The following is a 21754-nucleotide window of genomic DNA, read 5'->3' as shown; positions in this document are numbered from 1 at the left end:
CGAAGGCATGAAGCCACAGCGGCTCGGGAGGCTCAGCCTCCGGCTCGATGCTCTGTACTGTCTGGTCCTGGGGTCCGTCGTGGCTCTGACCGCACCCGCGACCGTGTCCGCCGTCCCGCTGCCCCTGCCGCTGATCGTCGCGGTCGGGGCCGCGGTCGTCGTGTGGGCGGGTCTGGTGGAGTGGATGCGGGCGAAGCTGCCTCAGCCGCTCGCCCTGCGGATCGTGTTGACCGCCAACATCGCGGCGACCGTGCTCGTCGCCGCGCTGGCCGTGGCCGCCGTCCCCGTACTCGCGGCGCTGGTGATCCTGACCGTCGCCGTGGACATCGCGCTGTTCGCCGGCAGCCAGGCGGTCGCGCTCACCAGGCTGCGTACCGCGGCCTGACCCGCGCCGGCTGCCACCGGCGCGGGTCACGTCACGCGTTACGGGCGCCTGGTGCCGAGCCGGTGCTCGGTCGTCAGGTCCTTCTTGTCGAGCCGCGCGTCGAACTTCGCGAGCGGCTTCGCCTTCGCCGGGTCCGCCTGGACGGCGGCCGGGGCGACGCCCGCCCAGCGCAGGATGGCCGCGGTGGCCGTGGCGTTCTGCTCCGGGGACAGACCGGCGACGTTCGAGCCGTGGTTGCCGCCGGGCACCGTGAAGACGTAGCTGTCACGGGCGCCCTTGCCGAGCCGGAAGCGCTCGGCGCCCCACGGGTCGTTCTCCCCGTACACGTACAGCATGTGGCTGGCGTGGTTCTTCACCCAGGTGTCGACGTCGCGCATCACCGAGGGCTGGAACTTCATCGGGATGGAGCTCGGCACGAAGGTGCGCGGCGGCTGGTAGCCGTAGCGGCTCAGCTTGCCGGTCCAGGGCTGCTTGATGTCGGGCGAGCCGAGCTGGGTGCCGGCCTGGTAGTAGTACGGCGTGTAGTTCGCCAGGCCCTGGTCCGTGTAGAACGAGAAGCCGGAGATCGAGTCGATCGAGTCCCAGATGGCCTGGTCGGTGGCGCTCTTCGCGTCGGCCGGGATGGTGTCGCAGTCGGCGAGCAGGCTGTACTGCCAGTACGCCCAGACGTAGTCCATGACCACGGCCTCGTAGGCCTTGTCCAGATTGCCGACGGTGGTGAAGGTGTAGCCGTTGTCGGCGGCGTACTGCTGGTACTTCTTCTCCAGCGGGGTACGGCGGACCAGCGCCTCGCGCTGCACGCCCTGGAGCCGGTCGCGGCACTCCTTGGTGCCGACGTTGGCGAAGAACCGGTCGTACGCCGAATCCTCCTTGTTGACCACGTCGTTGGGCGCGACGTAGGCGACGACGCCGTCCATGTCCTTCGGGTAGAAACGCTCGAAGTACGTGGCGGTCATGCCGCCCTTGGAACCGCCGGTGGTCAGCCAGTTCTTGGAGTAGATCCGCTTCAGCGCGGTGAAGACCCGGTGCTGGTCACTGGCGGCCTGCCAGATGTCGAGCTTCGACCAGTCGGCGGGCGACGGACGCGACGGGGTGAAGAACCGGTACTCCAGCGAGACCTGGTTCCCGTCGATGATCCGGGTCGGCTCCGAGCGGCTGGGGCTGGTGGAGACGTTGTAGCCGCCTGTGTAGAAGACCGTCGGGCGGGACGTGTCCTTGTGCAGCACCGTGACGCGCTGCTGGAACGTGCCCTTGGACGGGTGCCGGTGGTCGATCGGCTGGGTGTAGTTGAGGACGAAGTAGCGGTATCCCGCGTACGGCTTCTCCTCGATGAGACTCATGCCCGGGATGGCCAGGATGCGGTCCTTGATGTCCGTGCTCGTACCGCTGTCACTGACGGCGGAACGGACCGCGGCCGGTTCTGCGGCGGTGGCCGCCCCGGCCGAAGCACCCGTCGCACTCACTGTGCCGATGAGCACCGCGAGCGACAGGAACCCTCTGAGCGCCTTGCGCATACACCCTCCCCTTGATTCACAACAGACGTCGTGAACCTAGCGGGGCAATACCCGTACCACCAGACCCTGTTGCCCGGGCATGCACACGCGTCACCCGGTCAGCACAGGATCCAGCCCGTGGTTCCGGTCTTTCCGGCGACCGTGCCCGAGGCCCGGACGCAGCGGTTCAGGGCGTGCACGGTCACCGGTCCGGCCCGCTGGGTGAAGGAGCCGCTGTCGACGACGGGCCGGCCGCCGCGGGGCTGGATCTGTACGGACATCGGGCGCCGCGTGCCGGGCTTGGCCGCCACGGCGACGGCGCAGGCGTAGGAGCGGGTCCGGTAGACGCGCAGCTCCCCCGTCGCGAACTTCACCGTCTTCGCGGGCCGTCCGGCGCACACCGAGGCGGCGTCGGCACTGCTTGCCTCCACACCGCCGACGACGAGCCCGAGAGCGGTCGTCAGAGCCAGAGCGAGCAGGCGGAACGCGCCCCCGCGTCCCCTGCGCCCGCCGTGTCTTTCGGTCCCTCTGGTCACCAGCAGCCCCATCGCCTCGTCGAACGCACAAGCCCCTACCCCACACCTGTACGCACACACGTGTATCTGCCTACGACGCGGGAGGCCATCCGGAGGTTGCACCCGGCGCGCTCCGCGTTCCTCCCGGCCGGACCGGCACACGATGGGCCCACCGGACAGAGCCGTACGAAAGGCAGGAACCGCAATGACCCGACTCCGCACCTCCGGGCGTCCTCGTGGCCGGCGCGTCATCGGCCGCACGCTGCTCGCCGCCGCTCTCCTGACCGCCGTGGCCGCCGTCCCGGCCGCCGCCGTCGTGCCGCAGGCCGCACAGGCCGCCGCCACGGTCCGCGCCGCGGCCCCGGCGTACCAGCAGGTCGTCCACTTCTACGGCGCCTACATCGACGCGGTCGCCATCGAGGGCGGCGGTGAACTGTCCGCCTCGTTGCGGGACTTCTACCTCACGCCCGGTCTCCGCGCCGAGCTGGGCGACTGGGAGGCGGCCCACGGCGCCGACGGTGTGCTGCACGCCCAGAACGCCCCGGCCGGCTTCCGCGTCAGCGGGGGCGACAGCGGCGCCGGGCACACCTGGTCGACGGTCCGGCTCACCTGGGGGCCGGCGGACGACCCCACGTACACGTATCTGAAGGTGCGGTCGGACCTGGCGACCGGGAAGATCTCCGGCATCCGTGAGTAGGGCGGAAGTCCGGTCTCAGACGCCCGCGGGCTCGTCCTCCCCTATGAAGGTGCGCCACAGCACCGCGTAGTGCCCGTTGCGGGCGAGGAGTTCGTCGTGGGTGCCGTCCTCGACGACGCGGCCGTGGTCCATCACCACGACCCGGTCGGCGCGGGCGGCGGTGGTGAGGCGGTGGGCGACGACGAGGGTGGTGCGCCGGCCCGCGAGGCGGTCGGTCGCCTGGTTGACGAGGGCCTCGCTGGCGAGGTCCAGGGAAGCGGTGGCCTCGTCGAGCAGCAGGATGTCCGGGTCGACGAGCTCGGCGCGGGCGAGCGCGATCAGCTGGCGCTGGCCGGCCGAGAGGTTGCGGCCCCGCTCGGCGACCTCGTGGAGGTAGCCGTCCTCCAGGGTGGCGATCATGTCGTGCGCGCCGACCGCCCGGGCCGACGCCTCCACCTCGGCGTCGGTGGCCTCCGGCCGCCCGTACGCGATGGCGTCACGCACCGTGCCGGCGAAGAGGTACGCCTCCTGGGGGACGACCCCGAGCCGGTGCCGGTAGGCCGTCATGTTCAGCGCGCGCAGATCGGTGCCGTCCACCGTGACCCGGCCGCCCGTCGGGTCGTAGAAGCGGGCGACGAGCTTGACCAGGGTGGACTTTCCGGCGCCGGTCTCGCCGACGAACGCGACCGTCTGGCCGGCCGGGATGCGCAGGCCGATTCCGGTGAGCGCGGCCTCCTCGCCGCCGTACGCGAAGGACACGTCCTCGAAGGCGATGTCGCCGCGCAGCGACTTCACGTCCTGCGGTTCGTCCCGGTCGGCGGTGGACGTCGGCTCCTGGAGGAGTTCCTGGATGCGGCCGAGGGAGACGGTGGCCTGCTGGTAGCCGTCGAAGACCTGTGAGAGCTGCTGCACGGGGGCGAAGAACAGGTCGATGTAGAGCAGGTAGGCGACCAGCGCACCCGTGGTGAGCGTGCCGTTGTCGACCCGGCCCGCGCCGACGATCAGTACGGCGGCGGCGGCCACCGACGACAGCAGCTGGACGAACGGGAAGTACACCGAGATCAGCCACTGGCCGCGGACCCGGGCCTCGCGGTAGTGGTCGCTGCGGGCGGCGAACCGGTCGGCGCCGTCCCGCTCGCGGCGGAAGGCCTGGACGATCCGGAGGCCGGAGACGGACTCCTGGAGGTCGGCGTTGACGACGCTGATCCGCTCACGGGCCAGCTCGTACGCCTTGACGCTCTTGCGGCGGAAGAAGAACGTGCCGATGACCAGCACCGGCAGTGTCGCGAAGACGACCAGGGCGAGCTCCACGTCCAGGACCAGCAGCGCGACCATGATCCCGAAGAACGTGACGACGGAGACGAAGGCCGTGACGAGACCGGTCTGGAGGAACGTGGACAGGGCGTCCACGTCCGTCGTCATCCGGGTCATGATCCGGCCGGTGAGCTCGCGCTCGTAGTAGTCCAGGCCGAGGCGCTGGAGCTGCGCGAAGATCTTCAGCCGCAGCGAGTAGAGCACGCGCTCGCCGGTGCGGCCGGTCATCCGGGTCTCGCCGGTCTGGGCCGCCCACTGCACCAGGACGACGAGGAGGCCGAAGGCGGAGGCCGTCCAGACCGCGCCGAGTGCCAGCTGGGTGACTCCGTCGTCGATGCCGTTCCTGATCAGTACGGGCAGCAGCAGGCCCGCCCCGGCGTCCACGGCCACCAGCGCCAGGCTGACCAGCAGCGGCAGCCCGAAGCCGCGCAGCAGCCGACGGAGCCCGTAGGACTCCTCGGCGTGCACGGCGCGGGCCTCGTCGATGTCCGGGGTGTCGGTCGCCGGGGGCAGGGCCTCGACCTGGGCGAGGAGCTCGGGCGTGGCGGGGGTGCCGGCCGCGTCGGTCTCGCGCTCCTCCTCCTTGCGGACCCACAGCTCGGGCGTGATGCCCCGTTCGGCGTCGAACTCGGCGTCGATCTCCTCCTGGAGCGCCCGGTCGTCGGCGGGGTCGGTGGCCGCTGCCCTGGAGAGGTGGCCGGGCGAGGAGCCGCCCAGTTCGTCCGGGTCGGTGAGCAGGCGCCGGTAGAGCGCGGAGCGGAGCTCCAGCTCCTCATGGGTGCCGATGTCGGCGAGCCGGCCGTCCTCCAGGACGGCGATCCGGTCCGCGAGGCCCAGCGTGGAGCAGCGGTGGGCGATCAGCAGGGTGGTGCGGCCGGCCATGACCTGGCGCAGCGCGTCGTGGATCTCGTGCTCGACGCGGGCGTCGACGGCGGAGGTGGCGTCGTCGAGGAGGAGCAGCCGGGGGTCGGTGATGATGGCGCGGGCGAGCGCGACGCGCTGGCGCTGGCCGCCGGAGAGGGTGAGTCCGTGCTCGCCGACCTTGGTGTCGTAGCCGTCGGGCAGATCGGCGATGAACCGGTCGGCACGGGCGGAGCGGGCGGCCTGTTCGATCTGTTCGTCGGTGGCGTCGGGAAGCCCGTAGGCGATGTTGGCGCGGATGGTGTCGGAGAAGAGGAAGCTGTCCTCCGGTACGAGGCCGATGGCGGCCCGCAGCGAGTCGAGGGTCAGTTCGCGCACGTCGTGGCCGCCGACGAGGACGGCACCGTGCGTGACGTCGTAGAAGCGCGGCAGCAGCAGCGAGACGGTCGACTTGCCGCTGCCGGACGCGCCGACGACGGCGACGGTCTCGCCGGGTTCGATGGTGAGCGAGAAGCCGTCGAGGACGGGGCGGTCCTCGGTGTAGCCGAAGCGCACGTCGTCGAACTCGACGCCTGCGGGGATACCGGCCGGCAGTTCCTTGGTGCCGTCCTGGAGGGACGGTTCGGTGTCGATCAGTTCCAGTACGCGCTCCACACCGGCGCGGGCCTGCTGGCCGACGGTGAGGACCATGGCGAGCATCCGGACCGGGCCGACGAGCTGGGCGAGGTAGGTGGAGAAGGCGACGAACGTACCGAGGGTGATCTCGCCGCGGGTGGCGAGCCAGCCGCCGAGGGCGAGCATCGCGACCTGGCCGAGCGCGGGCACGGCCTGGAGCGCGGGGGTGTAGCGGGAGTTCAGCCGGATGGTGCGCAGCCGGCCGGCGAAGAGCCTGCGCCCGACCTCGCGCAGCTTGCCGGTCTCCTGGTCCTCCTGCCCGAAGCCCTTGACGACGCGGACACCGGAGACGGCCCCGTCGACGACTCCGGCGACGGCGGCGGCCTGCGACTGGGCGTACCAGGTGGCGGGGAAGAGGCGGGTGCGGGAGCGGCGGGCGATGTACCAGAGGGCGGGGGCGACGGCGACGGCGATGAGGGTCAGCAGCGGCGAGAGCCACGCCATGATCACCAGGGAGATGAGGAAGAGCAGGACGTTCCCGATGGTCATCGGGAGCATGAAGAGCAGGCTCTGGATCAGCTGGAGGTCACTGGTGGCGCGGCCGACGACCTGTCCGGTGGAGAGCTCGTCCTGGCGTCTGCCGTCGAGGCGGGTGATCGTCCCGTACATCTCGGTCCGCAGGTCGTGCTGGACGTCGAGGGCGAGCCGGCCGCCGTAGTAGCGGCGGATGTACGTGGAGACGTACACGAGCACGGCCGCGACGATCAGCAGTCCGGTCCAGACGGCCAGGGACCGGGTGTGGCCGACGACCACGTCGTCGATGATCACCTTGGTGACGAGGGGGACGAGAGCCATCACCGCCATGCCGGCGAGCGACGAGCCGAGCGCCAGCAGCACGTTGCGCCGGTAGCGCCAGGCGTAACCGCTCAGCCTCCGTGCCCAGCCGCGGGGCTGCCCGCCGCTTCCTTGCTCGCCTGCGTCCGACACGCGGTGCCTCCCGATCGACCTGCTCTACCGGAAGGCACCAACGCGGTGTGCTGCGGATTTCATCCCGCTGCAACAAATACGGGACCTTCGACGTAGGTCCTCTCGTTCGGATCCGGCCGGGCCGGAGGAGACGCGGTCCGCTACGTCCGGGCCGGTTCGGTGGCCGCCGGCACCGGGCGGGCCGTGAGCCGCCCCAGATGGTGGAAGAACAGATTGAGCAGGACGGCCGACAGCGTGCCGAGCATGATGCCGCTCTCGAAGAGCACCTGGAGCTGCCGCGTGGGCATGTGCTCCGCGAACTGGGGATAGGCGGTGGGCAGGAAGCCGATGCCCAGGCTCGCCGCGACCAGCACGGTGTTGCGGCCATCGGAGAGGTCGGCCTTGACGAGGATCTGCACGCCGACGACGGCGATCGTGGAGAACAGGACGATGGTCGCGCCGCCCAGCACGGCGGCCGGCATGGCGGCGACCACCGCACCCACCTTGGGCATCAGGCCGAGGACCAGCATGAGCACGCCGGCCGCCGCGACGATCCAGCGGGAGGTGACACGGGTCAGCCGCAGCAGTCCGACGTTCTGCGAGTAGACCGTGGTCGGGAAGGAGTTGACCAGCCCGGCCAGGACGGTCGCCAGTCCGTCGGCGCGCAGGGCTCGGGTGATGTCCCGTTCGTCGACCTCCCGTCCGGCTATCTCTCCGACAGCGAAGAACTGACCGATGGACTCCACCGCGATGATCACGAGGACGAGGACGATCGCGAGGACGGCCATGACGTCGAAGCGCGGTGCCCCGTAGTGCAGGGGGGCCTGCATGCCGACCCAGTCGGCCTCGCCTATGCCGGAGAAGTCCGTACGCCCCACGGTCGCGGCCAGTGCCGTTCCGGCGGCGAGGCCCACGAGCACGGCGACGGAGGCGAGGAAACCCTTGGCGAACCGGGACAGCACCACGATCACCGCCAGAGTGGCCCCGGCCAGGCCGAGATGCGCGGGGGTGCCGAAGTCCGCTGCGGAGGAGTCGCCGCCGCCGACCTGCCGCGCCGCGACTCCCATCAGGGTCACGCCGACGATGATCACGATGGTGCCCGTGACCAGCGGAGGGAAGAAGCGGATGAGCCGGCCGAACACGGGTGCGACGAGGAAGAGGACCACCCCTGCCACGATCACCGCCCCGAAGACCGTGGGCAGTCCCGCCTTCCCACCGCCCGCCGCGACACCGACCGATACCAGGGAGGGCACGGCCGCGGTCGACATGCCCTGGACGACGGGCAGCCGGATGCCGATGCCCGGCAGGCCGACCGCCTGCAGCAGGGTCGCGGCCCCGCAGGCCACCAGCGCGGTGTTGATCAGGGCCGCCGTGTCGGCAGCGGACAGCCCCATGCCCTGAGCCACCAGAAGCGGCATGACCACGGCACCCGCGTAGAACGCGAGGACGTGCTGCAGGCCCAGCACACCGAGTCGCCACCACTGCGGCACCGCCTCGACCGGGTCGGCGGCACTCGTCCCGTCCCGCACGTGTCCTCGGCCCTGCTCCCGCGCCGGTTGCGTGTGTGTGTCGGTCACGATGTCGCCACCCTTCTCCGCCGGTCCTGGTTCCCGTCACGCCACGGCTCGGTCAGAGCCCCGAAATCCGCCCGCCGCACCAGGCGCTCCGCCCGCTCCCGGGCGTGCGCGGCCAGAGCCTCCTCGTCGACGCCCGGGCAGTGGCCGTTCTCGTACACGACGCGCCCGTCCACGAACGTCATCACCACGTCCGACGCACGGGCGGAGTAGACGAGCGCGGACACCGCCCGGTGTACGGGCTGCACCGCTGTTCCCGTCAGGTCCACGACCACCAGGTCGGCCGGCGCGCCCGGCCGGATCACCCCGCCGCCTTCGGTACCCGCGTACCGGGCACCGTCGCGTGTCGCGGCCTCAATGGCCTCCTCGCACCGCACGGCCGAGGGATCGAGCCTGCTCAGGCGCTGCCCGAACAGGGTCTGCTTCATCACCTCGAACATGTCCTGGCGGCCGCCTGCGCCGGGGCCGTCCGTGCCGAGGGCCACCACAGCGCCCGCGTCGCGCAGGCTGCGCCACGGCATCGCGCCGGAGGCCAGATAGGCGTTGGAGCAGGGGCAGTGAGCCACGCCCGTCCCGTACGCGCCGACCGCCTCGGTCTCCTCCTCGTCGAGCCACACCGCGTGGGCCAGTGTGGCGTGCTCGTCCAGCAGGTTCTCCCCCGCCAGCCAGGCCACCGGCCGTTCCCCGTACCGGTCCAGGAAGCTCTGCGGGTCCTTGGCCCCCTCACTGCAGTGGGTGTGCCAGCGGACCCCGTGCTCACGGGCGAGGGCAGCGGCTCCCCGCACGAGGTCCCGGTCGCCGTAGGAAAGGTTCAGGGGGGCGGGCCAGACGCGCACCCTGGACGCGGCGCCACGGGCGGCCATGCACTGCCGGGTGAGGTCGAGTTCCCGGTCGGTGCTGTAGCGGTAGAGAGCGGTCGGCAGGCCGCGTGCCTCCGCGACGGCCGTACGGTCGCCGAGCATGCCGCGGGCGACCGCCCCGCGCAGTCCTATCTCCTCGATCGCGTCGGCGACGGCCAGAACGGTCTCGGGGTCGCTGGGCGCGTAGTGGTGGTCGACGACCGTGGTGATGCCGGCCCGGGCGGCCTCCACGGCACCCAGTCGGGCGGCGATCCGGGCGTCCTCGGAGTCGAGGTGAATGGCGTACGGCCACATGAACTCGTTCAGCCACCGCCCGATGGCCAGGCCGTCACCGATGCCCCGGGCCAGACTCTGGAACAGGTGCGTGTGAGCGTCGGTGAAACCGGGCAGGACGGCGCTGCCACGGCAGTCGACGGTGCGGTGCGGCCGCCAGCGGGCGACCAGATCGGTGGTCGGGCCGACGTCGACGATGCGGTGGCCGTCGACGGCCACCGCCCCGTCGGGGTGAACGGTGCGCGCGTCGTCGACGGTGACCACCTGGGCGCCGGACAGCAGCAGCGTGCACGGACGTGGTGCGGACATGCGGGACCCCGCTTTCGTGCGTGGGTGTCGGAAAGGGCCGCCGCGGCCGCTCGCGTGAGCGGCCACGGCGGCGGAAGCCGCCTCTGCGGGCGGCCGTCCGTCAGCCGGCGAAGTTGGCGGCGATGCGCTGCCGCAGGTACTCCTCGGCGGTGATCGGCGCGTGGCGCCCGTCCGGCGCGGCGATCACCGCGTCCCGGTCGGCCTGCGCGAAGTAGGCGATGGAGTACCGCGGACCCTGGTCGTCCTGTGGACCGGGCGTGGCGACCCGGTGGAAATTGGACGGCAGGAGATCGCCGCTCCACCGCATGAGCATGTCGCCGATGTTGCAGGTGATGAGGTCGCCGCGAGCCGGTACGGGCGTCCAGGCGCGGCCGTCGGCCTCCTTGCCGGGGCACACCTGGAGACCGTCCTGCCCGTCGCGCTGGAAGAGGAGGGTCAGACAGTCGAAGTCGGTGTGAGCTCCGGCGCGCCACCCGCCGTCCGCCCGGCCGCGCGCCTGCTCGGGGACGGCGTAGTAGTGCAGCAGCCGCAGAGTGCTCTGGTGCAGGGGGCTGGCCGGATCATGCCGCCGGGCGAAGAAGTCACGCGCGAATCCGAGGCGTTCCGCGAAACAGGACAGCACCTGGTGGGCGACGGTGTGACAGCGGCGCTCGAATTCGAGCAGGGTCTCGCGGAATCCCGGCAGTTCGGCCTCGTCCGGCCACAGCCCGTCCATGTGCGGCCGGGTGAGCTGGTAGGACTCCTTCTCGTCCGGGGTACCGGTGGAGGGGCGTACCTGACTGCGGTACTCCCAGCCCGTGTTCAGACCCTTCTTGAGCGCGTTGCGGCTCTTGACGCCGACGGGCAGGTCGAAGTACGCCTCGGCCGCGGCGAACGCCGCGTCGGTCTCGGCCGGGTCGAGGCCGTGCCCCGAGAGCTGGAAGAAGCCGATCTCGGTGGCGGCCTGCCACAACTCCGCGGTGATATCGGCGCGGCGGGCTTCGAAGTCGGTCAGATCGACGACCCGGATGTCCCGGGCAGCGGTCGCGGTCCCGGTCGCGGCGCCCATCCGGCGCTCCCGGTCGAGCTCCTGCTCGGCCCCGGTCTCCCGCTCGGCGGGCATGCGGTACGGCTCTGTGGTCAACGTGGTTCTCCCTCTTCGCGGCGTACGCGGCCGTCGAGCCGGTACGCGGGGGAACGAAGCGCGGTCACCGCCCCCGGCGCTTCCACCGGCCCGCACGTGGCGGACCGGGCACGCACGCACCGGCCTTGCTGCCGGACGCGTCGTGAGCTTGCAGCCCCGGCGGGCGGATGAGCCCGTCGATCCCGGGAGCTGCGCGATGCCGAGAGTCTTGCGCCCGGGTGTTACGGGAGAGCTACGGAAGGTGTCCCCTGCGTTAAAGCGAAGGACCGGGAACCGGGCCGCATCGCCTCACCGATGCGGCCCGGCAAGGCGCACGGCCGGGCCGGCCTCGACGCGGCGTCCACTGCCGTGGGCCGAGGACACGGCCTGGGTCCCGGACGGACTACCGCGGGGACACGGTGAGCATCCGGCCGGCCGGCGCCTCGGGCACCGGCGGGATCGCCTCCTGGAGGAGGGGCGCCACGGTGGGGGCGTCCGCCCGGTGGAGGGTGCGGGCGGACAGGTCGTGCATGATGCGCGGTTTCGCGGGCGGCAGGTTCAGGTCCTTGTGGACGGCCTTGGCGACGGCCTGGATGGTGTTGACGCCGTCCGTCATCGTCTTGTTGTCCTGGGTGAGCACCGTGAGCACGTAGTCGTGGCCCTTGCCCGTGAAGGCACCGATGCTGTGGACCCGCCAGCCGTGGGTGGCACGCTGCAGCCAGCCGTTCTTGACCTGGACGGTGACGCCCGCCGGGGCCCCGGCGGGCGTGCCCCAGCGCTGACCGGAGACGACCTTGCGCATCAGGCCGAGCTCGTAGGAGCGGGCGCTGTCGGTGAGCACGGAGTTCTTCGCGGTGAGGAGGATCAGCAGCCGTTGCTCGTCCTGGGCGGTGATCTGGGTCAGCCCCCAGTAGCCGCCGGACCCGGGCACGGTGTGGGTCATCCCGGCCGCCTTGAGGAACGCGTTGACCTTGGTGACACCGAGCTGCTTCCACAGGGCGGTGGTCGCGTTGTTGTCGGACTTGGTGATCATCGCGGTGCTGAGGTCGGCCTCGCGCTGCGTGAGGTGGCGGCCCTGCTTGGCGTTGTCCCAGAGCAGCGTGGCCAGCACCGTCGCCTTCACGACGCTGGCGGAGTCGTACTTCGACGTGGCCCGGAGCGTGCACGTGGTCTTCGTGGTCCGGTCGTAGAGGGCCACCGCGGTGGTCGACGTGCGCCCCTTGAGCGCGGCGGTGATGTCCTTCGACAGCTTGGCTGCGAGGCCGGCCCGCGCCGAGGTGCAGCTCGCCGCCGGTGCGGCGGCCGCGGCAGGTGCCGCGGTGACCGCCACGGGTGCGAGCACTCCGACGGCGAGCGCGGCAGACAGTGCGCCGCGGGCACGTCGGGATATGCGGGGTGTCTTCATGTGTGTGGCTTCCCGTCCCCTGAGGTTCGTGGGCACGCCCCCGGCGTGCCCACTGGGTTGACTCGCGGGCGGGCGGAAAGTTGTACGCGCCGGGTGTCCGGCGTTCCCCGGCGGCCCGGGACGGGTAGGGATGGCCTCCGCCGGTGGAATCGGGGAGGGACCATGTCGGACGCTCAGCCCACGGATGCCTATCGTTGTGGGCAGTTGTACGCGGCGTTGGCCGCGCTGGAGCGGCTCGGCGCGCCGAACGCGAAGGCGTCGCTGGACCGGCCCGGTGCCCGGGCCACAGCGTCGAAGAACCCCCGGGGCGCGCTGAAGGACCACCTGGACCGAGTGGTGACGTACCTCATGCGCGCGCGGAACCAGCGCAAGGGGGAGGCGTCGGTGGCCATCTTCCGGTCCATACCCGACCTGCTGCCCCGGACCAGGGAGTTGCCCGGGTCACTGACGTCGGCGCAGCAGGAGGAGTTCTGCGACGGGTGGCACGCTCAGGTCCAGGCGCTGGAGACGGCCCCGCGCTGAGACGCACCCGTGCCCCTGGGCCACCGCCCCGGGGCACGGCAGGCTCTCTACAGGTGCGTCGGCGCGAACATCCGCAGCAGCGCCGGGAGTACGACGACCGAGGGGCCGGGCTGTGCGAGGGCCTTGGCCAGGTCGTCGGTGAGCGCCTGGGGGTTCGTACGGACCGCGGGGACGCCGAAGGACTCGGCGAGGGCGACGAAGTCCGGGCGGGACAGCTCCGTCGCGCTGGTCTCGCCGAACGCGTCCGTCATGTACTCGCGCAGGATGCCGTAGCCGCCGTCGTCGACGATCAGCCAGGTGACGGGCAGGTCGTACTGGCGGGCGGTGGCGAGTTCCGCGATCGAGTACATCGCGCCGCCGTCTCCGGACACCGCGAGGACGGGCTTCGTCCGGTCGGCGGCGGCCGCGCCGATGGCGGCCGGGAAGGCGTAGCCGAGGCCGCCCGAGCCCTGGGCGGAGTGCATGGTGTTGGGGTGACGGGCGTCGAAGGCGGCCCAGGCCCAGTAGCCGAGGATCGTCATGTCCCAGAAGCTGGGTGACGCGTCGGGCAGGGCGGTCCTGATCCCGGCGACGAGGCGCTGTTCCAGGGTGAGTTCCTGGCCGTCGAGCCGGTCCCGCACCCGGCCGAGCACCGCCGCGACGCGCTCGGCGGCGGCCGGGTCCCGGCGCGGGGTGACCGCTTCGAGGAGGTCGGCCAGCGCGTCGCGGGCGTCGGCGTGGATGCCGAGGGCCGGGTGGTTGGACTCCAGCTTCCCTGCGTCGGCCTCGATCTGCACGACGCGGCCGCGGGGCGCGAACGTGTGGTAGTTCGAGGAGAGTTCACCGAGTCCGGAGCCGACGACGAGCAGGACGTCGGCGTCCTCCAGGAAGTCCGTCGTGTGCCGGTCCTCGATCCAGGACTGGAGGGAGAGCGGGTGCTCCCACGGGAAGGCGCCCTTGCCGCCGTACGTGGTGACGACCGGGGCGCCGACCTTCTCCGCGAGGGCGCGCAGCTTGCCGGACGCGTCGGAGCGTACGACTCCGCCGCCCGCGATGATCGCCGGACGCTCCGCGTCCGACAGCAGGCGCGCCGCCACCGCGATGAGTTCGGGGCGTGCGTGCACCTCGCGCGGGGTGGCGTCCATCGCCGTGACGACGGGCAGGGTCGTCTCGGCGATGAGCACGTCCTCGGGGATCTCGATCCAGACCGGGCCGTGCGGGGCCGTGAGCGCGGACTCCCAGGCGGCGGCGATCGCGGAGGGGATCTGCGAGGCGGTACGGACGGTGTGCACGGACTTCACGATGTCGCGGAACGACGCCTTCTGGTCGCGCAGTTCGTGCAGATAACCGTGCCGGCCGCCGCCGAGGCCCGCGGTCGGGATCTGGCTGGAGATCGCCAGTACGGGGGCGGAGGCGGCCGCAGCCTCCTGGAGTGCGGCGAGCGAGGTGAGCGCGCCGGGTCCGGTGGACAGGAGGAGCGGGGCGACCTCGCCGGTGATGCGCCCGTAGGCGTCGGCGGCGAAGCCCGCGTTGTTCTCGACGCGCAGGCCGACGTAGCCGAGGGACGAGCGGCGCAGCGCGTCGAACATGCCGAGCGCGTGCTGCCCGGGCAGGCCGAAGACGGTGGTGGCGCCGAGGCCCTGGAGCGTCTCGACGACGAGGTCGCCGCCGTTGCGTCCGGGCGGCGGGTTCAGCGCGGCGGCGATCTGGGCGGGGGTGAGCTCGGGTCGCTCGTCGTGGTGGTCGTGGCTCACTTCTGTCGTGCCTCCGTGGTCCGGTCCTGGGCGTCCGCGATCGGGTTCCGGGCGTCCGCGATCTGGCGGGTCATGATCGTCGTCAGTTCGTACGCGGTGTGCGAGGCCGCGACGGAGGTGATCTCGGCGTGGTCGTACGCGGGGGCGACCTCGACCAGGTCGGCGGAGACCAGGTTGCAGGAGGACAGTCCGCGCACGATCTCCAGCAGCTCCCGGGAGGTGAGGCCGCCGGCCTCGGGGGTGCCCGTGCCGGGGGCGTGGGCCGGGTCCAGGACGTCGATGTCGATGGAGATGTAGAGCGGCCGGTCGCCGATGCGCTGACGCAGCTGGTCGGCGACCTCGTCGACGCCGCGCCGCATGACGTCGGCGGAGGTGACGATGCCGAAGCCCATCTTGGCGTCGTCGGTGAGGTCCTGCTTCCCGTACAGCGGGCCGCGGGTGCCGACGTGGGAGAGCGCGGACGTGTCGAGGACGCCTTCCTCGACGGCGCGGCGGAACGGGGTGCCGTGGGTGTACGCGGCGCCGAAGTAGGTGTCCCAGGTGTCGAGGTGCGCGTCGAAGTGGAGCAGCGCGACGGGGCCGTGCTTCTTGGCGACGGAGCGCAGCAGCGGCAGCGCGATGGTGTGGTCGCCGCCGAGCGTCATCAGCCGGGCGCCGGTGGAGAGGAGGTCGTCGGCGGCGGCCTCGATCGTCTCGACGGCCTCGTTGATGTTGAAGGGGTTGGCGGCGATGTCCCCGGCGTCGGCGACCTGGGCGAGGGCGAACGGCGAGGCGTCCTGCGCCGGGTTGTACGGGCGCAGGAGCCGGGATGCCTCCCGGATCGCGTTGCCGCCGAAGCGGGCGCCGGGCCGGTAGGAGACGCCCGAGTCGAAGGGCACCCCGACGACGGCGACCTCCGTGGTGCCGACCTCGTCGAGACGGGGCAGCCGCGCGAACGTCGCGGGTCCGGCGTACCGCGGGACGCGGGACGAGTCGACGGGGCCGCGCGGCGCTGCGTTGCTGCTCATGGGGTGGAGGGCCTTTCCTTCGTTCCTCAGGTGACGCGCTGGTTCGAGTGTGCCGGATCCCCCGGAGGGGCACGGAGGCGCGCGTACGGGTCAGCCCCGACGCTAAGCGGCCGGGGGGCCGCCCTAAAGTGTATGTTTCATCCATTGTGACCGTTTAGAACGGACGAACCATCCATGCCCGACTCCCCCGCCGGACCGCCCACCCCGCCCGTTCCGCTGGCCGGACTGCTGGCCCTGGAGGAGCTCGGGCTCCGCCTGATCGCGGGGCCGGCCGACGCCGAGCTGCTGTGGGTGCACACCTCGGAGATGGCGGACCCGTACCCGTATCTGCTCGGCGGCGAGCTGCTGCTGAGCGCCGGGGTGCTGCTCACGGACCCGGACACGTATGTGGCCCGGCTGGTGGAGGCGGGGGCGGCGGCGCTCGGTTTCGGGGTGCGGCCGGTGCACGAGGCGGTGCCGCCGGCTCTGGTCGCCGCCTGTGACCGGTACGGGCTGCCGCTGGTGGAGGTGCCGCCGGGAACCCCGTTCACCGCGATCGCGCGGGCGGTGTGGGGGCTGATGGCCGCGGCACGCCACCGTGAGCTGCGCCGGGTGACGCGGGCCCAGCAGGCCCTGGCTTCGGCGGCGGCGCGGCCGGACCCGGTCCCCGCGGTGCTGCACCAGCTGGCGGTCCGGCTGTCGGGGCGGGCGGCCCTGCTGGCGGCCGGCGGCGAGGAGCTGCACGCGGCGGGCCGGCCTCCGGACCCGGAGGTGCGGGCGGCCCTGACCCGGCTCGCCCGGGTGGTCGCCCCGGGAGCCCGCCCCGCGCCCGCCTCGGCCACCGACACCGTGGGCGGGGCGCATCTGTCGGCGTACGCGCTGGGCGGCGGGCAGGGGCTCGCCCTGACCCTGGCCACGGACCACCGCGAGGCGGGCGACCACACCGTCGCCGGGATCGCGGTCGTCCTGCTCTCCCTGCTGGCCGCCCCGCACCAGGGCGCCGGCGCGGCGGCACGCTCGGCGGCGCTCGTCCGGCTGCTGCTCGGCGCGGACCCGGTGGACGTCGCGCCGCTGCTGGACGGGGACGGGCGGTGGACGGTGGTGCACGCGCGCCGCAGCGACGGCGGTGCGGCGGCCCCTCTCACCGCGGGCGCGCTCGGTGCGGCCCTGGGCTCGGCGCTCGTGGACGCGGACCGGGGCGACGAGACGGTACGGGTCCTGGTCCCGGGCGGCGACCGGATCACCCCGCAGCCGGGCTGGACGCTCGGCGCGTCGGCACCCGTCCCGGCCGACGCGCTGGAGACCGCCGGCACCCGGGCCGCGCGCGCCCTCGGCCGGGCGGCGGCGACCCGCGCCCCGCTGGTGGTGGACGCGCCGGCGTCCGGCCTCGCCGCGCTGCTCCCGCCCGGCCCGGCGGCCGACCGCGCCCGCGAGCTCCTCGCCCCGCTCACCGGGCCGCTCGCCGAGACCCTGCGCTGCTGGCTCTCCCTGCACGGCAGTTGGGACCGCACGGCGGTGGCCCTGTCCGTCCACCGCAACACGGTCCGCCAACGCATCGCACGGTGCGGGGTGTTGCTGGGAGCGGACCTGGACGACATGGATGTGCGAACGGAGTTGTGGCTCGCCCTGCGGCAGGAGTGATCCCGCACCCTGGCCCGTACAGCAGATACCCGTTGCCCGCCGTGGGGCCCCGTGAGAGCATCGGGATTCTCGGCGGTCCGACTCCTTTCTTCCGCGCTTCTCCTCTGCGCCTCGCACGCGAAGGAAGTGAGTGCGGACCATTGCCATGTCCACGGGGGGTTTGAGCGATCTGCCGGGATCCGCGAAGGACAGGTACGGGTTGATGGACACCACAGAACGGACAGAGGCATGCCTCCACGCCGCGGGCAACGTCCTGGTCGCGCCCGCGGAACTGCATGGCCATGACGCGATCAGGGACTTCTTCGGGGAGACCGTCACGCCGGAGGACCTGGCTTCCGGTCCGCCCGAGCTCGCGCGTCGGACGGTCTACCTGTGTGGCGACATCTCCGGGATCAGCGGCGGCCAACTGCGAGCGGCCGCCCGGGTACGCGTCATCCGGGAGCTGTCACACGGCTACGACGGGAGCGTCGGCGAACCCTGGACGCCCGTCGGACTCGGCCGGGTTCCCCTCCGCGTACAAGGCGCCGGCGTGTACTACCGCCGGTTCTTCGATCTCGATGACGATCACTTCGGACGGATCCGCACGGAGCACTCGTTCCAGTCCCTGACGGAGTCCACCAAGACGGGAACGGCCCATCGCAGCGGAATCTATCTGACACCGGTCACGCGCCACGGTGACGCACTGCGTTTCCGTCTGCTCCGGTGCTCCACGAAACTCTCGGGTCCGACCGAGGACTTCGGCCCGACCGACACGCGCATCGTCGCGGCCCTGAACGAGGAGGCCGCCGCCCTGTTCCGGGATCAGGCGGCGCTGAATCACGTCCTCGCGCAGATCTACCACAACACCCCGGCCACGGAAGGGCGCAAGCAGTCCAAGGCCAGGATCTCGGCCCATGCGGACAAGACCAAGGACATGCCCGCCAACGGCATCATGGCCTTCTGCACCTTCTATGACGGACTCGACAAGCTGCGGCCTCTGGCCGAGGACACCTTCGACTACGGCGTGAAGGGTGCCAGCGGACTGACCCGGCTCCACTTCCGCCTCAAGGAGCCGGCCGGGAGCCACCAGAACCACGACGGGGCCGTGCTCCCCTCGCAGTTCACCGTGACGCTCCACCCGGGCTCCGTCTTCTTCATGCCGCTGTCCACCAACCGCCTGTACACGCACGAGATCCGGCCCTCGGCTCTGGACGCCGGACTGGTCCCGACCCGCCTGGGATACGTGGTGCGCTGTTCGAACGCCGAAGCCGTTCACCGGGGCGGCCGGACGTTCCTCGAAGCGGCCGGAGACCTGGTGGAGCTGGGGCCGCCCACACCGGCCGGCATGGACGAACTGCGCAGGCTCTACGCCGAGGAGAACCGGACCTCGTCCCACATCGACTACGGCGGCCCATTCGACTTCAGCATGAACACGGGAGATTATCTTGCCCCCGGAGTCCGGGATCTCGGATGAGATCCTCTCGTTCGCTGTGCCGAGCGAGGAGAACCTCTTTGCGGAGCTGGCCGCGTCGGCCCGTTGGGAAGACGCCGGAAAGGGCCGGCAAGGCGCCACGCTCACCAGGACCGACGAGGCGGGCGGGGTGCCTCTCGTGCGTACCACCACCCAGTACAGCAACCCGCCGCAGGGGTTCGGCGCGGTGCACGAACGGCTGGCGCGACGGATACAGGAACATGCGGCGCTTCCGGTCGGCTTCAACAACGCCCTCATCGAGAGCTACACGAACGACTGCACCACCATGGGCAGCCATTCCGACCAGGCCCTCGACCTGGCCGACGGTTCGTTCATCGCCGTCTTCTCCTGCTACCGGCAGGGCGAAGCGAGCCCGCCCAGGAAGCTGATCTTCGAATCAAAGGGTTCCGGTGCCGAGAAGTTCGAGATCCCCCTCACCCACCACGGTGTCGTGGCGTTCTCCGTCGACACGAATCGCCGGCTCCGGCACAGAATCGTGCTGGCCGCGCCCGACCGCGCGACGGACAACCAGTGGCTGGGCCTGACCTTCCGGACGTCGAAGACCTTCGTCCGGTTTCGCGAGGGACTGCCGTATCTCCCGCAGGGTGCGCGCCTCTTGTCGGCCGACGAGGACCAGAGGCGCGAGTTCTACCGACTGCGGCGGCGCGAGAACAAGGAAACGGACTTCGTCTATCCCCCGCTGACGTACACCGTCAGCGAGAGCGATCTGGTGCCGCCCGTCTGACCTGATGGCACACGCGAGGAGCCGCAACCAGGGCCCCTCCGCGTGGGTCAGGGCCCTGACCCACGCCGGCCGGCCACCCGACCGGAGTCTCCAGGATTCCGGCGGCGACGCCCCGTCACTCCTCCCGCAACGGCACCTCCCGCATCAGCCAGGCCACCACGAAGATCACACCCCCGAGCAGCGCCGCCCCCGCCAGTACCCCGTGCAGGCCGTCGGTGACCGCTGTCCGTACCGCGTCCCGGACCACGTCCGGCATGGCGCGTACCGCCTCCGGTGTCCAGGCCGTGCCGCCGTCCGGCATCCCGGACGAGTGGAGCCGGCTCGTGTAGACGGCGCCGAGCACCGCGATGCCGAGGGAGCTGCCGATCGTGCGGACGAGGGTGACGGTTCCCGTGGCGGCGCCCATGTCGCGGGGCGTCGCGCTGTTGATGGTGACGAGGAGCGTGCTCTGCATCAACAGGCCCATGCCCACGCCCAGTACGAGTGTCAGCGCCGAGGTCACCGCCGTGGGCGTGCCGGTGTCCACCGTCAGCAGGACGAGCGCGCCCACGGCCGTCAGCGCACCGCCGATGATGGGGTACGGGCGGATGCGGCCGCCGCCCGCGAGGAGCTTGCCGACCAGGAGTTGGGCGCCGAACATCCCCGCCATCAGCGGGAGCAGCAGCATGCCGCTGGCCGTCGAGGACGCGCCGCGTACGAACTGCATGTACTGCGGCAGGTAGGTGGCCGCCCCGAGCATGGCGGCGCCCACCAGGAACGTCAGCACCTGGGCGAGCGTGAAGTTGCGGTCGGCGAACAGGCGGGGCGGGATGATCGGTTCGGCGGCCCGTCGCTCGACCCGGGCGAACCAGGCCAGGGCGAGGGCGCCGGTCAGCCCGAGGCCGATGATCTGCGGCGACGACCAGGCGTACCGCGTACCGCCCCAGCTGCCCACCAGGGTGAGGGCCAGGATCGCGGCGCTGAGCAGGCCGGCGCCCGCGTAGTCGATCCGTGCCGTGACCGGCTCGGTGCGCAGGTGCAGACGCAGCCCGACAACGAGGAGGGCGAGGGCGCCGATCGGGATGTTGACGTAGAAGACCCAGCGCCAGTTCAGCTGGTCGGTGAGGAAGCCGCCGAGCAGCGGTCCGCCGACCAGGGCGACCGGCATCATCGCCCCGATCATCGCCTGCGAGCGGCCCGCCTGGGAGGGCGGCAGCATGACGCCGATGATGGAGATGGCACCGACCATGAGGCCGCCCGCACCGAGCCCCTGGACGGCGCGGAAGGCGATGAGCTGGCCCATGTCCTGGGCGAGTCCGGAGAGTACGGATCCGGCGAGGAACACCGCGACCGACCAGACGAAGCTGCCTTTGCGCCCGTACAGGTCGCCGAGCTTGCCCCAGATGGGCGTGGAGAAGGAGGCGGTGAGCAGGTAGGCGGTCACCACCCAGGACAGGTGGTCGAGGCCGCCCAGGTCGCCGACGATCGTGGGCAGGGCGGTGCCGACGATCGTGCCGTCGAGCAGGCCGAGCATCAGGCCCAGCAGGAGGCCGAAGAGGACGAGCTTCGACGGGCCTCCGCCCTCGTCGGCGGATGGCCGGGCCACCTCGGGTTCCGGCCGGTCGTGCGTGTCCTTCGTGTACTGGCTCATGATTGCCCCCGGTGCGTGAGGTGCCGTCAGGCGGCGTACGGGTGGGCGGCCCTGGCGTTCCGCAGCGCGTGCGCCCACCAGGCCAGCTGGTCCAGCAGCGCCTTGGCGGCCGTGTCGACCTGGTCGTCGTCGACGGTGCCGTCCGGGCCGAACACGCCGTAGGCGTTGTGGAAGCTGACCGTGTTGCGGATGGTCGTGGCGTTCAGCTCGGCCATGACGACCCGGAGCTGCTCCACGGCGCGCAGACCGCCGGAGAGACCTCCGTAGGACACGAAGGCGACCGGCTTGGCGTGCCACTGCTCGTTGTGCCAGTCGATGGCGTTCTTCAGGGACGCGGGAAAGCTGTGGTTGTACTCCGGCGTGACGAACACGAACGCGTCGGCTGCCGCCAGGCGCGGCGACACGAGGGCGAGGGCCTCCTCCGTGCCCGGTGCCGGCGGCTGACCGAACGCGGGGAAGACGGTGGGCAGCGGGGTCTCGGCGAGGTCGACGACGTCCGTGGCCATGTCGTCGCGCTGGGAGAGGTGGCCCTTCAGCCACTGGGTGACGACGGGTGCGAACCGGCCCTCGCGGGTGCTGCCGACGACGACGGCGACGCGGAGCTGCGGACGGGTGCTGGACATGGGATCCCCCTGGAACCACTGGATGTGTACAACGTATTTCCGTGCGTACAACGTATCCATCAATGTGTACGTTGTC

At 71.7% G+C, this 21754-nt stretch carries 17 protein-coding genes; 6 read left to right on the top strand and 11 right to left on the bottom strand.

The window, feature by feature from the left end:
* Positions 1 to 7 precede the first annotated feature (7 nt).
* Positions 8 to 385, top strand: a complete 378-nt coding sequence (locus OG959_RS25525; RefSeq protein ID WP_326662068.1) for a hypothetical protein — start codon at positions 8 to 10, stop codon at positions 383 to 385.
* A 38-nt stretch (positions 386 to 423) separates the two neighbouring features.
* Here OG959_RS25525 and OG959_RS25520 read toward each other — a convergent pair whose 3' ends face one another.
* On the bottom strand, positions 424 to 1899 hold the full coding sequence (locus OG959_RS25520) for a S28 family serine protease (RefSeq protein WP_326662065.1): 1476 nt from the start codon (positions 1897 to 1899) through the stop codon (positions 424 to 426).
* A 98-nt stretch (positions 1900 to 1997) separates the two neighbouring features.
* Positions 1998 to 2414, bottom strand: a complete 417-nt coding sequence (locus tag OG959_RS25515) for a hypothetical protein (RefSeq protein WP_326662064.1) — start codon at positions 2412 to 2414, stop codon at positions 1998 to 2000.
* Positions 2415 to 2598: 184 nt separating this feature from the next.
* On the opposite strand from OG959_RS25515, the gene OG959_RS25510 reads away from it, so the two are divergent.
* Positions 2599 to 3090, top strand: a complete 492-nt coding sequence (locus OG959_RS25510; RefSeq protein ID WP_326662063.1) for a hypothetical protein — start codon at positions 2599 to 2601, stop codon at positions 3088 to 3090.
* 15 nt (positions 3091 to 3105) lie between these two features.
* Here OG959_RS25510 and OG959_RS25505 read toward each other — a convergent pair whose 3' ends face one another.
* The 5 genes from OG959_RS25505 to OG959_RS25485 form a co-directional block, all read right to left on the bottom strand.
* A complete protein-coding gene (locus OG959_RS25505) occupies positions 3106 to 6846 on the bottom strand; it encodes an ABC transporter ATP-binding protein (RefSeq protein ID WP_326662061.1) in 3741 nt (1246 codons plus the stop codon).
* Between the two features lie 140 nt (positions 6847 to 6986).
* Positions 6987 to 8402, bottom strand: a complete 1416-nt coding sequence (locus OG959_RS25500; protein WP_442805621.1) for a nucleobase:cation symporter-2 family protein — start codon at positions 8400 to 8402, stop codon at positions 6987 to 6989.
* On the bottom strand, positions 8399 to 9841 hold the full coding sequence (locus tag OG959_RS25495) for an amidohydrolase family protein (protein ID WP_326662059.1): 1443 nt from the start codon (positions 9839 to 9841) through the stop codon (positions 8399 to 8401). Before OG959_RS25495 ends, OG959_RS25500 begins: the two co-directional genes overlap by 4 nt.
* Before the next feature lie 100 nt (positions 9842 to 9941).
* Positions 9942 to 10943: a 2OG-Fe(II) oxygenase family protein gene (locus OG959_RS25490; protein WP_326666596.1), complete on the bottom strand. Its 1002-nt coding sequence runs from the start codon at positions 10941 to 10943 to the stop codon at positions 9942 to 9944.
* 403 nt (positions 10944 to 11346) lie between these two features.
* The gene (locus OG959_RS25485) at positions 11347 to 12348 is read right to left on the bottom strand and encodes a serine hydrolase (protein ID WP_326662057.1); all 1002 of its coding nucleotides are present in this window, start codon (positions 12346 to 12348) and stop codon (positions 11347 to 11349) included.
* Between the two features lie 162 nt (positions 12349 to 12510).
* Here OG959_RS25485 and OG959_RS25480 point away from each other — a divergent pair, with 162 nt between their 5' ends.
* Positions 12511 to 12870, top strand: coding sequence for a type I-C CRISPR-associated protein Cas8c/Csd1 (locus OG959_RS25480; protein ID WP_326662055.1), 360 nt, complete (start codon positions 12511 to 12513; stop codon positions 12868 to 12870).
* A 47-nt stretch (positions 12871 to 12917) separates the two neighbouring features.
* Here OG959_RS25480 and OG959_RS25475 read toward each other — a convergent pair whose 3' ends face one another.
* Together OG959_RS25475 and speB are read right to left on the bottom strand one after the other, a co-directional pair.
* Positions 12918 to 14603, bottom strand: a complete 1686-nt coding sequence (locus OG959_RS25475) for a thiamine pyrophosphate-binding protein (RefSeq protein WP_326662053.1) — start codon at positions 14601 to 14603, stop codon at positions 12918 to 12920.
* Positions 14600 to 15610 (bottom strand): agmatinase, encoded by a 1011-nt coding sequence (speB, locus tag OG959_RS25470; RefSeq protein ID WP_326662051.1) that lies wholly within the window; start codon positions 15608 to 15610, stop codon positions 14600 to 14602. Before speB ends, OG959_RS25475 begins: the two co-directional genes overlap by 4 nt.
* Before the next feature lie 174 nt (positions 15611 to 15784).
* Between speB and OG959_RS25465 the strand changes: the two genes are divergently transcribed.
* From OG959_RS25465 to OG959_RS25455, 3 genes are all read left to right on the top strand, one after another.
* Positions 15785 to 17230 carry a PucR family transcriptional regulator gene (locus OG959_RS25465; protein WP_326662049.1) on the top strand — a complete coding sequence of 482 codons (1446 nt, stop codon included), beginning with the start codon at positions 15785 to 15787 and terminating at the stop codon, positions 17228 to 17230.
* Between the two features lie 202 nt (positions 17231 to 17432).
* The gene (locus tag OG959_RS25460) at positions 17433 to 18683 is read left to right on the top strand and encodes a hypothetical protein (protein ID WP_326662047.1); all 1251 of its coding nucleotides are present in this window, start codon (positions 17433 to 17435) and stop codon (positions 18681 to 18683) included.
* The gene (locus OG959_RS25455; RefSeq protein WP_326662045.1) at positions 18655 to 19425 is read left to right on the top strand and encodes a hypothetical protein; all 771 of its coding nucleotides are present in this window, start codon (positions 18655 to 18657) and stop codon (positions 19423 to 19425) included. The genes OG959_RS25460 and OG959_RS25455 overlap by 29 nt, the downstream gene beginning before the upstream one ends.
* A gap of 115 nt (positions 19426 to 19540) precedes the next feature.
* On the opposite strand, the gene OG959_RS25450 is transcribed toward OG959_RS25455, so the two are convergent.
* Positions 19541 to 21055: an MDR family MFS transporter gene (locus tag OG959_RS25450; RefSeq protein ID WP_326662043.1), complete on the bottom strand. Its 1515-nt coding sequence runs from the start codon at positions 21053 to 21055 to the stop codon at positions 19541 to 19543.
* Positions 21056 to 21081: 26 nt separating this feature from the next.
* A complete protein-coding gene (locus tag OG959_RS25445; protein WP_326662041.1) occupies positions 21082 to 21678 on the bottom strand; it encodes an NADPH-dependent FMN reductase in 597 nt (198 codons plus the stop codon).
* Between the last annotated feature and the right edge of the window lie 76 nt (positions 21679 to 21754).

The sequence above is a fragment of the Streptomyces sp. NBC_00385 genome (assembly GCF_035917155.1).
GTDB lineage: Bacteria > Actinomycetota > Actinomycetes > Streptomycetales > Streptomycetaceae > Streptomyces > Streptomyces poriferorum.
The sequence above is the reverse complement of the archived record's forward strand: the minus strand, read 5'-3'. Positions and strand labels throughout refer to the sequence as shown.

What these genes read in the sequence shown, in the direction of transcription:
- OG959_RS25525 (WP_326662068.1), top strand. Translation starts at nt 8, where the DNA reads ATGAAGCCACAGCGGCTCGGGAGGCTCAGCCTCCGGCTCGATGCTCTG.
- OG959_RS25520 (WP_326662065.1), bottom strand. Translation starts at nt 1,899, where the DNA reads ATGCGCAAGGCGCTCAGAGGGTTCCTGTCGCTCGCGGTGCTCATCGGC.
- OG959_RS25510 (WP_326662063.1), top strand. Translation starts at nt 2,599, where the DNA reads ATGACCCGACTCCGCACCTCCGGGCGTCCTCGTGGCCGGCGCGTCATC.
- OG959_RS25495 (WP_326662059.1), bottom strand. Translation starts at nt 9,841, where the DNA reads ATGTCCGCACCACGTCCGTGCACGCTGCTGCTGTCCGGCGCCCAGGTG.
- OG959_RS25490 (WP_326666596.1), bottom strand. Translation starts at nt 10,943, where the DNA reads ATGCCCGCCGAGCGGGAGACCGGGGCCGAGCAGGAGCTCGACCGGGAG.
- OG959_RS25485 (WP_326662057.1), bottom strand. Translation starts at nt 12,348, where the DNA reads ATGAAGACACCCCGCATATCCCGACGTGCCCGCGGCGCACTGTCTGCC.
- OG959_RS25480 (WP_326662055.1), top strand. Translation starts at nt 12,511, where the DNA reads ATGTCGGACGCTCAGCCCACGGATGCCTATCGTTGTGGGCAGTTGTAC.
- speB (WP_326662051.1), bottom strand. Translation starts at nt 15,610, where the DNA reads ATGAGCAGCAACGCAGCGCCGCGCGGCCCCGTCGACTCGTCCCGCGTC.
- OG959_RS25465 (WP_326662049.1), top strand. Translation starts at nt 15,785, where the DNA reads ATGCCCGACTCCCCCGCCGGACCGCCCACCCCGCCCGTTCCGCTGGCC.
- OG959_RS25460 (WP_326662047.1), top strand. Translation starts at nt 17,433, where the DNA reads ATGGACACCACAGAACGGACAGAGGCATGCCTCCACGCCGCGGGCAAC.
- OG959_RS25450 (WP_326662043.1), bottom strand. Translation starts at nt 21,055, where the DNA reads ATGAGCCAGTACACGAAGGACACGCACGACCGGCCGGAACCCGAGGTG.
- OG959_RS25445 (WP_326662041.1), bottom strand. Translation starts at nt 21,678, where the DNA reads ATGTCCAGCACCCGTCCGCAGCTCCGCGTCGCCGTCGTCGTCGGCAGC.